This is a genomic window from Streptomyces sp. NPDC019531 (assembly GCF_044903305.1).
GTDB lineage: Bacteria > Actinomycetota > Actinomycetes > Streptomycetales > Streptomycetaceae > Streptomyces.
The window spans coordinates 331,869-344,095 of sequence record NZ_JBJDQL010000001.1 but is presented as its reverse complement, the minus strand read 5'-3'; the positions used below and the strand labels follow the sequence as shown (position 1 = coordinate 344,095).

The 12,227-nt window shown below is 71.7% G+C and carries 9 protein-coding genes; 7 read left to right on the top strand and 2 right to left on the bottom strand.

What is annotated here, in order from left to right:
• Position 1: 1 nt before the first annotated feature.
• The 6 genes from ACI2L1_RS01590 to ACI2L1_RS01565 are packed head-to-tail and all read left to right on the top strand — an operon-like array spanning position 2 to position 9,222.
• On the top strand, positions 2–1,585 hold the full coding sequence (locus tag ACI2L1_RS01590) for a long-chain-fatty-acid--CoA ligase (protein ID WP_404737284.1): 1,584 nt from the start codon (positions 2–4) through the stop codon (positions 1,583–1,585).
• 56 nt (positions 1,586–1,641) lie between these two features.
• The gene (locus ACI2L1_RS01585; protein ID WP_404737283.1) at positions 1,642–1,899 is read left to right on the top strand and encodes a phosphopantetheine-binding protein; all 258 of its coding nucleotides are present in this window, start codon (positions 1,642–1,644) and stop codon (positions 1,897–1,899) included.
• A complete protein-coding gene (locus ACI2L1_RS01580) occupies positions 1,886–6,289 on the top strand; it encodes an amino acid adenylation domain-containing protein (protein WP_404737282.1) in 4,404 nt (1,467 codons plus the stop codon). The genes ACI2L1_RS01585 and ACI2L1_RS01580 overlap by 14 nt, the downstream gene beginning before the upstream one ends.
• Before the next feature lie 26 nt (positions 6,290–6,315).
• On the top strand, positions 6,316–7,353 hold the full coding sequence (locus tag ACI2L1_RS01575) for an ABC transporter substrate-binding protein (RefSeq protein ID WP_404737412.1): 1,038 nt from the start codon (positions 6,316–6,318) through the stop codon (positions 7,351–7,353).
• Positions 7,354–7,409: 56 nt separating this feature from the next.
• Positions 7,410–8,375: a FecCD family ABC transporter permease gene (locus tag ACI2L1_RS01570; protein ID WP_404737281.1), complete on the top strand. Its 966-nt coding sequence runs from the start codon at positions 7,410–7,412 to the stop codon at positions 8,373–8,375.
• 4 nt (positions 8,376–8,379) lie between these two features.
• On the top strand, positions 8,380–9,222 hold the full coding sequence (locus ACI2L1_RS01565) for an ABC transporter ATP-binding protein (RefSeq protein WP_404737280.1): 843 nt from the start codon (positions 8,380–8,382) through the stop codon (positions 9,220–9,222).
• Positions 9,223–9,246: 24 nt separating this feature from the next.
• Here the strand turns inward: ACI2L1_RS01565 and ACI2L1_RS01560 are convergent, their stop codons facing one another.
• Positions 9,247–9,840, bottom strand: coding sequence for a DJ-1/PfpI family protein (locus ACI2L1_RS01560; protein ID WP_404737279.1), 594 nt, complete (start codon positions 9,838–9,840; stop codon positions 9,247–9,249).
• A gap of 286 nt (positions 9,841–10,126) precedes the next feature.
• On the opposite strand from ACI2L1_RS01560, the gene ACI2L1_RS01555 reads away from it, so the two are divergent.
• Positions 10,127–10,342, top strand: coding sequence for a hypothetical protein (locus ACI2L1_RS01555; protein ID WP_404737278.1), 216 nt, complete (start codon positions 10,127–10,129; stop codon positions 10,340–10,342).
• A 124-nt stretch (positions 10,343–10,466) separates the two neighbouring features.
• Here the strand turns inward: ACI2L1_RS01555 and ACI2L1_RS01550 are convergent, their stop codons facing one another.
• A complete protein-coding gene (locus ACI2L1_RS01550; RefSeq protein WP_404737277.1) occupies positions 10,467–12,227 on the bottom strand; it encodes a tannase/feruloyl esterase family alpha/beta hydrolase in 1,761 nt (586 codons plus the stop codon).

Here is a 12,227-nt window from a genome sequence, read left to right as displayed (position 1 = left end):
CATGGAGACATCGACGTCGGCGTCGCGGCAGGGCGCCCGCATCCACCACCCCGAACTGAACACCCTCGTCCACACCACCCGCTTCCACGTCGGCCGCCGGCCGGACGCCGCCGCGGTGATCTGCGAGGACCGCACCCTGACCTACGCGGACCTGCACCACGGCAGCAACCGCATGGCGCACGCGTTGCGGGCCGCCGGACTCACCGAGGGCGACCGGGTGGCGTATCTGGGCAAGGAGTCCGAGCACTACTACGAGGCCCTCTTCGCCTGCGCCAAGACCGGCACCGTGCTGGTCCCGGTCAACTGGAGGCTCACCGCACCGGAGGTGAGCCATATCCTCCAGGACTCCGGCACCCGGCTGCTGTTCGTGGAGGACGAGTTCACCCCGATCGTCGAGGGGATGCCCACCGCCCCTCCCGAGACCGTCGTCCCGGTCACCTCGATCGAGGCATGGCGTGCCCAACACCCTTCCGATGAAACGGAGTTCGAGGCCACCCCGGACACCCCGGTCGCCCAGCTCTACACCAGCGGAACCACCGGCCTGCCCAAGGGGGTCGTCCTCGCCCACCGCAGTTTCTTCGCGATCCGCGACGCTCTCGCGAGCGAGGGGCTGGACTGGATCGACTGGCGGGAAGGCGACATCGCGCTGATCGGCATCCCCGGATTCCACGTCGGCGGCCTGTGGTGGGCCACCCAGAACCTCAACGCCGGTACGACGGTGGTGGCGATGCCCGCCTTCGCCGCCCGGCAGGCCGTGGACCTCATCCGCGGCCTCGGCATCACCACCGCCTGTGTGGTCCCGGCCATGCTCCGCATGATGCTCACCGAACCCGGCGTCAGCGCCAAGGACTTCACCACTCTGCGCAAGACGGTCTACGGCGGCTCCCCGATCTCCGAGGCGCTCCTGGAGGAGAGCCTCGCCGTCGTCGACTGCGAGTTCGCCCAGATCTACGGCCTCACCGAGACCGGCAACACCGCCGTCTGCCTGCCCCCGGCCGCCCATGTCCCGGGCAGCCCCCGTATGCAGGCCGCCGGGCATCCCTACCCGGGGGTCAGGGTCAAGGTGATCGACGACCAGGGCCGCGAACTGCCCACGGGTGCGGTCGGGGAGGTCTGTCTGCACACTCCGGCCAGGATGGTCGAGTACTGGGGCCTGTCCGACAGGACCGCCGAGACCCTCGTCGACGGCTGGATCCACACCGGTGACGCCGGCTGCCTCGACGAGGACGGCTACGTGTTCATCCGCGACCGCATCAAGGACGCGATCCTCGTCGCCGGGGAGAACGTCTACCCGGCCGAGATCGAGAACGTCCTGGAACACCACCCCGGGGTCGGGGAGGCGGTCGTGGTCGGCATTCCCGACGAGCGCTGGGGCGAGAAGGTCCACGCCTTCGTCGTACCGGCCGCGGGCGAACCGCCCAGCCCCCGGGACCTGCACACCTTCCTCCTGCCGCGGCTGGCCGCCTTCAAATTGCCCGCGAGCTACGAGTTCACGGACCACGTCCCGCGCAACCCCAGCGGCAAGATCCTCCGCCGCGAACTTCGCGACCGCTTCTGGAGCGGGGCCGCGCGCAAGGTCAACTGACCTGCCCAGCCGATGGAAGAGCCATTGAGAGGGAAGAGCCATTGAGAGAGAGCTCCATGCCTGGACCGCTCACCCTGGAAGGCTTCCGCGTGGACCTGGCGGAGTGCCTGTTCCTGGAGCCCGGCGAAGTGGACCTGCAGGACAGCCCGTTCGCCGCGGGGCTGGATTCGCTGCGCATCGTCACCCTGCTGGAAGGCTGGCGGGCGGCCGGTGCCGACGTGACCTTCGTCGACCTCGCCGAGTGCACCTCCTTCGCCCAGTGGTGGCAGCTGCTCACCGAACGCACACGGGGAGCCGACCATGCCGACGCCTGAACGCCGTCCGCTGCTCGCCGCCCAGGAAGGCATCTGGGCGGGCCAGCAACTGGACGCGGACAGCCCGGCGTACAACACCGCCGAATACCTGCGCATCACCGGCCCGGTGGATCCGGCCGTCTTCGACCGGGCCCTGCATCACGTCGTCGCCGAGACCGAGGCCCTGAACGTCACCTTCGACACCGACGACACCGGCCGCCCCCGGCAGGCCGACACCCCGGCAGGCGACTGGCACACCCACATCGCCGACCTCACCGCCGAACCCGATCCGCGTGCCGCCGCCCTCGCCTGGATGGACCAGGACATGGCCCGTCCCGTCGACCTCACCCGCGGCCCGGTCTTCGGCCACGCCCTGCTGCGCACGGCACCGGAGGAGTTCCTCTGGTACCACCGCGTCCACCACATCGCCCTCGACGGCTTCGGCCTCTCGCTCGTGGCCCGGCGCGTCGCCCAGGTCTACAGCGCCCTGACGGCCGGTGAGCCCGTACCGGACAGCGGCTTCGGCACCCTGGAGTCCGTCCGCGCCGAGGAACGCGCCTACCGCGACTCCTCCCGTCACGCCAAGGACCGGGCCCACTGGACCGGCCGCTACGCCGACCGTCCGCCGGTGGCAACCCCGGCGGGCCGCTCCGCCCTGCCCGCCCACACCTTCCACCGGCACGTCACCGACCTGGACCCGGACCGGGCCGCCGCTCTGCGCACCGTCGCCCGCGAACTGTCGGTGACCTGGTCGGAGGTGCTGCTCGCGGTGACCGTCGCCCATCTGCACCGGGTCACCGGGGCCCCGGAGATCGTGCTGAGCCTCCCGGCGATGGGCCGCCTCGGCTCGGTCTCGCTGCGGGTGCCCGCCATGGTCCGCAACATCCTGCCCCTGCGCGTGCCCGTCACCCCCGACGACAGCCTCCGCGTCCTCGTCCCCCGGCTCTCCCGCGAACTGCGCGCCGGACTGCCCCACCAGCGTTACCGCTACGAGCAACTGCGCCGTGACCTGAAGCTGGTGGGCGGCAGGCGCCGACTGTCCGGTCCGGGCGTCAACATCATGCCGTTCGAGTACGACCTGAAGTTCGCCGGGCTTCCGAGCACCGCCCACAACGTGTCCGCGGGCCCCGTCGACGACCTCGCGGTCAACGTGTACGACCGCGGGGACGGCACCGGGCTGCGCGTCGCCGTCGACACCAACCCCGACCTGTACACGGAGACGGAGACGGCCGCCTTCCAGGAGGGCCTGCTCGCCCTGCTGACGCAGGCCCTCACCGACCCGGACCGGCCGCTCGGCGGACCGCGGGCGCACCGGCCCGTTCCCGTCCTGGACGGCGGCCCGCTGCCCACTCCCGCCCGCCCGGTGCTGGACCTGATCGCCGACCACGCCGTCCGCAGGGGCGGGAGCGTCGCGGTGGAGCACGCCGACGAAAGCCTCACCTACGCCCAACTCCTCGGCGCCGCACGGGACATCGCCCGCCGCCTGACCGCCAGGGGCACCGGTCGGGGCGATGTGGTGGCCGTGGCCCTGCCCCGCGGTATCGAGGCGGTCACCGCCATCCTGGGTGTGCTCCTGTCGGGCGCCGCCTACTGCCCCCTCGACCCGCGGGCCCCCGCCGACCGCACGGCGAGGCTGCTGGCCGACGCGGCCCCGGTGCTCGTCCTCACCACCGCAGACCGCGCACCCGACTTCCCGGACCAGGCCGTACTCCCGCTGGACCACCCGGACCCCGAGCCCACCGGCGCACCCTCCTCCGCGCCGCGGCTCACGGACCTCGCGTACGTGCTGCACACCTCGGGCTCCACCGGCCGCCCCAAAGGCGTCGCGGTCGGTCACGCGGCGCTGGCCCACTTCGTCGCCGCTGCCACGCACCGCTACGGGCTGCGACGCGAGGACCGGGTCCTCCAGTTCGCCCCTCTGCACTTCGACGCCAGCGTGGAGGAGATCTTCCTGACCCTGTGCGCGGGCGCCACCCTGGTGATCCGTTCCGACGACATGACCGAGTCGGTGCCGCGCTTCCTCGACGCCTGTGCACGGCTGCGGGTGAGCGTCCTCGACCTGCCCACCGCCTACTGGCACGAGCTCGCCTACGCCGTCTCGACCGGCGCCGCCGCCCTGCCCGAGGGCGTGCGGACCGTCGTCATCGGCGGTGAGGCGGCCCTGCCCGAACGGGTCGAGCGCTGGCGCAAGGCGGTCGGCACCTCGGTCGCGCTGCTCAACACCTACGGGCCGACCGAGGCCACCGTGGTCGCCACCGTCGCCGACCTGCACGCCCCCGAACTCACCGCCGGAGACGTCCCCATCGGCCTGCCCCTGCCCGGCACGAGGGCGGCGGTGGCCGACGGCGAGCTGTATCTACTGGGTCCCACCCTCGCCGACGGCTACCGGCCGGACGTACCGGACAACGCGCGCTTCGCGCCGCTCGCCGTCCTGCCGGACGCCCCGCGCGCCTACCGCACCGGCGATCTGGTCCGCATCGGCGAGGACGGGCAACTGCGCCATCTGGGCCGGGCCGACACCGAGTTCAAGATCAGCGGACACCGGGTGCAGCCCGCCGAGGTCGAGAGCGCCCTGCTCGGGCATCCCCGGATCAGGGAGGCGGCCGTCGTCGGGCAGATCCTGCCGGACGGCACCCGGCGCCTGGCCGCCCACCTCGTGACGGAGGCCCCCGCGCCGCCCGCCGCCGAGATCAGGGAGCGGCTGCGGGCGTTGCTGCCCGCGGCGATGATCCCCTCCGCGATCGAGTTAGTCGACCGGCTGCCCCGCACCGGCTCCGGCAAGATCGACCGGAACGCACTCGCCGAGCCGCCCGCTCACCGGGCGCCCACGGCCGGCAGTCCCCTGGAGCTGACCATCACCGGCATCTGGGGACAGATGCTCGGGAACGACACCATGACGGTGGACGACGACGTGTTCGACCTGGGTGCCCAGTCCCTCCAGGCCATCCAGGTCGCCAACCGGCTCGGCGTCCAACTCGGCCGGGACGTGAAGGTCGCCTGGCTCTTCCAGCACCCGACCGCGGCGACCCTGGCGCGCTTCCTGACGGAGGCCGAATCGCGAGCCGTAACGGAAGCGGGAACGCAAGCCGGAACGCAGGCCCTCCCCGACGCCCCGCCCGCCTTCCCGCCCGCCCTGCTCACCGACTCCGAGCTCGATCCGGGCATCCGGCCCGGCATCCGCCGTACCCCGCAGGCCGCTCCCCGGCGCATTCTGCTGACCGGTGCCACCGGTTTCGTGGGCGCGCATCTGCTGGCCCGGCTGCTGGCCGCCACGGACGCCGAGATCGTCTGCGCGGTGCGGGCCGCCGACGTACCCGGAGCCGGCGCCCGCGTCCACGAAGCCCTCGCGCGGCACGGCATCACGCTCGACGACCACGCGACCGCCCGTCTGACGGCCCTGCCCGCCGACCTGGCCCGCCCCGGCCTCGCCCTGTCCCGCGAAACCCTGTCCGAGCTCGCCGCGAGCTGCGACGCGATCTTCCACAACGCCGCGACCGTCAGCATCATGCGTGACTACGCCACCCTGCGCGCCGCCAACACCGAGTCCACCCGGCAGCTCCTGCGCCTCGCCGCCGTCGGCACGACACCCCTGCACTACGTCTCCACCCTGTCCGTGGCCCCGCCGGCGAGCCTCAGCCCCGAGGTGCGGGAGGAGTTCCTGCCGCTCCACGAGGGCCTGCGCCACGGCTACCAGCAGTCCAAGTGGGCCTCCGAGCGGCTCCTGGAACAGGCGGCGCAGCGGGGTCTGCCCGTCACGGTCCACCGCCTGGGCCGGGTGGTCGGGCCCGCCGACACGGGCTACGTCAACGAGCGGGACTTCCTGTGGAGCGTGCTGCGGGCGGGGATACCGCAGGGGATCGTCCCGGAGCTCTACGAGGACGAGGTGTGGACTCCGGTGGACTTCGTCGCGCGTTCCCTGGTGCACCTGTGTCTGGGGCAGCGGGCCGGGACCGCCCCGGGCCCGGTCTTCCACCACGCCACCCTGCCCCGCGTACGCCTCGCGGACGTCTACGACTGGGTGCGGGAGTACGGCTATCCGGTACGGACCGTGCCGCTCGCCCAGTGGCGGGAGCACCTGCCGCGTTCGGCCGACGCGGCGGCCACGACGCTCGCCTTCTTCGACTCGACGGAACAGACCTCCGTCGGCGGGGCCACCGCGACCGACCTGCGCCTGGGCCGCGTCCACGCCGACCGGGTCCGGGCGGGCCTGGAGGGCAGCGGGATCACCTGCCCGCCCGTCGACCGCGACCTGTTCTTCCGCTCCCTGGACCACTGTGTGACGGCCGGAGTGCTGCCCGCCCCCGCCCGGCGCTCCGGGACCCCTACCGGGGTGTCCGCGAAACAGTCGCCAACGGCCGGGAACTCAGGGCCACTTCAGCCCGACTACTGCAACACGACCGTCAGCCCATGAGCACGTTCTCCACGCAAGGAGCCCGCATGTCGATGCACCGGCCGGCCGCCGCCGCCCTGGCCGCAGCCCTCTGTCTGCTCACGGCGGCGTGCGGCTCGTCGTCCGACGACAAGGCGAGAGACACGACGACCGAGGCCGCCGTCGCGAAGACCGGATACCCGGTCACCCTCGACAACTGCGGTGCGAAGGAGACCTTCGAGAAGGCGCCCAGCAGGGTCGTCGTGATGAACGGCGCCTCCGTCGCCGAGGTCTCCACGCTCCTCGCCCTCGGCCTGGGGGACAAGATCGTCGCCAACCAGCAGACCTACGGCATGTCCGAGGTCGCGGGCCGGGCCGCGGCCATCAAGAAGCTGCCCACCGGTGACGTGAAACTCAACGACGCCTACGACATCCCCCGGGAGGCCATGCTCGGCCTGCGTCCGGACCTGGTGCTGTCCACGACGTCGTACGGCTTCGACGAGAAGAACGGCTTCGCCACCCGGGACCAGCTGCAGCAGGTGGGCGCCAACAGCTACGTCTCCCCGCAGGGCTGCGACCAGGACACCTCCAAGATGACCATCGCCGACAGCTACCAGCTGCTGCGCGACATGGGCAAGGTCTTCAACGTCAGCGACAAGGCAGAGAAGCTGATCGCCGCCTCCGAGAAGAACATCGCGGCCGTCACCGGCAAGGTGAAGGGCCAGAAGACACCGAAGGTCATGGTGCTCTTCTCCAACATGTCCATGGGCGGCAACGACTTCAGCTCGGTCGTCGCCAAGGGCATCTACAACGACATCCTCACCCGGGCCGGCGGCTCCAACGCCTTCGAGAACGCCTCCAAGACCTCCTTCGCCGACCTGAGCAAGGAGAAGGTCGCCGCCTCCGACGTCGACGCCCTGGTCGTCATCGCCTACAACGACCCCGACCCGGCGGCCTACGCCAAGAAACTGCTCAAGGAGTTCCCCCAGTGGCCGGCCTCCAAGAACAACGCGTACGTGACGCTGTCCGACTCGATGTACCTGGGCCCCAGCAACGACGTGGCCGTGCAGAAGGTCGCCAAGATGCTGCACCCCGACGCCTTCTGACCCGCCTCAAGCTCCCGCTGGCGTTCACGCTCCTGCCCGTCGCGCTGCTCGCGACCATGATCGTGGCGATCAGCATCGGCGCCGTCAACGTCCCGCTCGGCGACGTGTGGGGAATCGTCCTCCATCACGTCACCGGCGCGGGGAAGGCACCGAACGACCCCGCACTCGACCAGATCGTCTGGAACTTCCGCACCCCGCGGGTCGTCCTGGCGGCCCTGGTCGGCGCCGGCCTGGCCGTGTCCGGCGCGGTGCTCCAGACGGTGGTGTCCAATCCGCTGGCCGACCCCATCGTGCTGGGCTTCTCCTACGGCGCCACGCTCGGCGCCGTCCTGGTCATCACCCTGGGCGGCGGGATCGCGCTCGCCGGGCTCGGGGTGTCGGCGGCGGCCTTCGTCGGTGCGGTCGTCGCCGGGGCGCTCGTGTTCGCGCTCGGCCGGCGGCGGGGACGGATGGCGCCGACCCGGCTGGTGCTGGCGGGTGTCGCCGTCGGCTATGTCTTCCTCTCCGCGACCAGCTTCGTGCAACTCCAGGCGACGCCGACCGAGTTGCGGACGGTGACGTTCTGGATGCTGGGCAGTGTCGCGGGCGCCCAGTGGAACCAACTCCCCACCGTGACCGTGGTCGTCCTCGTCACGACCGCGCTGCTGACCCTGTTCGGCCGTCGGCTGAACGTCCTGCTGGCAGGCGACGAGTCCGCCACCGCCCTCGGTGTCGACGTCAACCGCCTGCGTGCTCTGCTCCTGGTCCTCAGCGCGCTGCTGACCGGCACGGTCATCGCGGTCGCGGGCAGCATCGGCTTCGTCGGCCTGATGATCCCCCATCTCGTGCGGCTGACCACGGGCGCCGACCACCGCCGACTGCTGCCCCTGACCGCCCTGTCGGGAGCCGTCTACCTGGTCCTCGTCGACCTGCTCTCCCGCACCCTCAACCGCCCCAACGAGCTGCCGCTGGGCATCCTCACCGCCCTGCTCGGCGCCCCCTTCTTCCTGTGGCTGCTGCGCCGCAACAAGGGCCTGGACTGACACCATGAAACTCACCGTCGACCGGCTCCACATCACCCTGGACCGCAACCCGATCCTGCGCGGCGTGAGCCTTGAGGCCCAAAAGGGCGACATCGTCGGCCTCGTCGGCCCGAACGGCAGCGGCAAGTCCACCCTGCTGCGCACCGTCTACCGCTCACTGCGACCGGCGGACGGCGCGGTCCGGGTCGGCGACGACGACGTATGGGCCCTGTCCGCCCGTGCCGCCGCCCGCCGTACGGCCGCCGTCCTCCAGGACGCCGGCGGCAACACCACCGGCCTGACCGTCACCGAGATCGTCGCCCTGGGCCGGGCGCCCCACCACGGTCTGCTCGGCCGCGACGGAACGGAGGACCACCGGGCCGTCGAGGAGGCCATCGAGCACTGCGGAGTACGCCCCTACGCGGAACGCGACTACGCCTCCCTGTCCGGCGGGGAACGTCAACGCGTCCTGCTGGCACGCGCGTTGGCGCAGAGCCCGCAGCTGCTGGTACTGGACGAGCTGACCAACCACCTCGACATCCGTGCCCGGTTCGAGCTGCTGGACCTGATCCGCGCCACCGGGGTCACCACGCTGGCCGTCCTGCACGACCTCGATCTGGCCGCCCGGCTCTGCGACCACCTGGTCGTCCTGCACGAGGGAGCGGTGGTGACCGCCGGACCGGTCCTTGAGGTGCTGACCCCGGAGGTCCTCCGGGACGTCTTCGGCGTCCGGGCGAGCACCGAGCGGCACGCCGACGGCGTCATCCGCGTCACCTACGGCGCCCGGCCGCTCGCCGGCGACCGGACGGCCGGGGACGACACCGCCGCCGACGGGGACGGCAGGAGGGCCGAGAGCGCCGTCCGCTGACCCCCGGTCAGGCCCCGGAGTCCGTCACGGTCCCGGGGCCTCGTACTGCATCCCGGCCCGCGTCAGCTCGCACGCCTCGGCCCCGTCGTAGCGGGCCACCAGGTGCAGGGCCATGTCGATGCCGGCCGACACCCCGGCGCTGGTGACGATGTCACCGTCGTCCACGTACCGTTCCCGCTTCCGCACCTCGACCGAGGGGTCGATCTTCGCGAGCTTGTCGAGGAAGTCCCGGTGCGTGGTCGCCGGGCGGCCCGCCAGCAGTCCGGCGGCGGCGAGCACCAGCGATCCGGTGCACACACTCGCCAGGACGGTGCCCCGCTCGTGCAGGCCCCGCAGCCACTCCAGGTGCGCGGTGTCCTTGACCAGGGCACGCGTTCCGCCGCCGCCGGGGTGGACAAGCACGTCAAGGCGCGGCGCCTCGCCCAGGGCGTGGTCGGCGACGAGCCCGAGCCCCTGGGAACCGCGCACCACACCGGCGTCCGGACCGAGGGCCAGGACCCGCACGGAGGACGAGGCGACATGGGAGGCCCAGAAGCCGAGCACCTCCCACGGGCCCACCGCGTCGAGTTCCTCGACGTCCTCGAAGAGCAGCACTCCGATGGTCAGGGTGTCGGTCATGACCGACACCCTAGCCCGCACCGCTCCGATGACCCGGCTTCCGCCCCTGCGAGATGAACGGACCCTCCCCGGTTGGCCGTTGAAGATACGCAGCTGGTTCCGGCCGGGCTCGATACGGCGAAAGCACCCGGGGTGCACCGGCGTACGGGAGCACGGCACCGCGCCCCGGAAGCCATGCGGCCTGGCGCGTCGCGCCGCGCGCCCGCGGGTATGTCCTTTGGCAGTACTCGGCCCCGGGAGATCGCCCCGCCTCCGGCCGCCCGACATCCCCGAAAGGCAGTGCACGATGAGCGACGTCACCGGTCTTGAGCCACTGGCCACCTTCTGCGGTGAGTGCGACTGCGGTTGTCCGCAACTGTTCGTCGACCCGAACGCGCCCGCGGAGCGCCGCGTGCTGCTCACCGACGACTTCGGCCAGCGCGTCGAGATGAGCGCCGTACAGTTCGCCTCCCTGGTGGAGGAGGCGAAGGCCGGCAAGCTGGACGGCATCGCCATCGCCTGACCGATGGCGGGGCACCCGCGGAACCCACCGCAGGCACCCCGACGCCGTACGGTCGGAGTGCCCCGGCGAGGCGGAGCTGTCAGAGGCCGAGTCGGTCGTGTACGACGTCCTCGTGCCGCTCGGATCACACCTTGCCCTTGCTGGCCACCCACTTCCCGTGGACCCAGTTGCCGACCGTCTCGTAGCCGGAGCGGAACGAGCCGAGCCAGTTCAGGGTCAGGTTCGACTCCGCCTTGGACAGGACGGGGGTGTAGCTGCTCGCCTGGTCCGCCGGGCCCCCGGTGGTGTTCTTGGCGACGTACGGGAAGGCGTACGCCGGGCGGGTCGCGGTGGTCTTGCCGGTGCTGTCGACCGCCGTGGTGAGGAGGCTGTCGGGGGCCTGGCCCTTGGTGACCCAGGCGGTGATCGCCGTCAGGGCGTCCAGCCTGTCCGGGCCCTGGCCGCCGCCGCAGTGCGCGACGCCCGGGAGCAGGAACAGCCGGGCGAAGCTGCTGGTGGCCGCCGCGCCGCCCATGACCTTCTGCACGGCCTTGTAGTACGCCATGGTCCCCACGGCCGGGATGTGCTGGTCGCCCAGGCCGTGCCAGAGGATCAGCTTGCCGCCCGCCTTCTTGAACGCGGTCAGGTCGGGGTCGGTGGCGTCGTACATGCCCTCGTTCGGCCGCATGATCTTCTTGAAGTAGGCCGCCGTGAACTTGACGTCCTTGTAGGTCAGTTCGGGGTGCGGCTCGTCGAAGACCTGGTAGCGGATGGTCTCCCGGACGAAGTTCATGTCACCGGTGGTGCCGGTCGCCGTCGTGGGCACGATGATCCCGGCCCAGTTGAGCTCGGAGCCGCGCAACTGGTAGCCGGGGTAGAGGAGTTGGCCGTGTTCGTCGGTCGGCCCGGAGTAGATGCGGCGCAGGGTGGTGACCTGGTCGGCGGTCAGGCAGTAGTCGGCGGTCGTGGAGGTCTGCCCGGCCTCGCACTTGATGCTCGCCGGGTCCCAGGTGCAGGCCAGCGGGTCGGCGATGATCCCGTCGGCCGGTGCGTCGCAGCCCTTCAGGACCGCCGCGTGCAGGGGTGCGAGGTCGGCCGTGGTGATGGTCGCCGGGCCGCCGTTCAGGTAGACGGACTGGGCGGTCCAGGCGTGCGAGAAGGTGTTCAGCGCCGTGAAGTTGTTGGCCGGGGCGCCGGCGACGATGCCGTCGAAGTCGGTCGGGTAGCGCTGGGCCTCGGTCAGGGCCTGGTGGCCACCCTGGGAGCAGCCGTCGAAGTAGGAGTGGGTGGCGGGGGTGCCGTAGTACTGCTTGACCAGGACCTTCGCCACCTGGGCCAGCAGATGGTCGGACTTGTAGCCGAAGTCGGCGCGCAGGGTCGGGTCGGTGGAGAAGAGCCCGCCGCCCTGGGAGTGGCCCTCGTCGCTGGAGCCGACCGCGAAGGCGCCGTCGGTGAGCGGGACACAGCCGTACGACGCGGCGGCGCTGGAGGTGTTGACGTTGCCGCACAGGCCGCCGCAGCCCAGTTGCAGGTAGTTCGCCTGCCAGCCGGACTGCGGAAGGCGCAGCTGGAAGTGGATCTGCGGGGCGATCACGCCCTGCACGTTGCAGTACGCCCAGTCGCCGAGCGTGTTGTCGGCGGCGGCCACCGGGGCGGCCGAGGTGATCTCGAACGGCACGTCGGGTACGGCGGCCGCGAGGTCCAGGGAGGCCACCTGGGAGCAGGTCATGGCGGGCGCGATGCCGGACGTGGTCGTGGCGGCGTTGACCGCGGTGACGGCCTGCCCGCTGTCCGGGGAGCCGGAGGCGAGCGCCGCGCTTCCGCCGGTGACCAGCGCGATCGCGGCGGCCAGGACGGCGAGCAGGGTGGCTTTTCTCATACGGCACCAGGTGCTCAGTACGGGCAT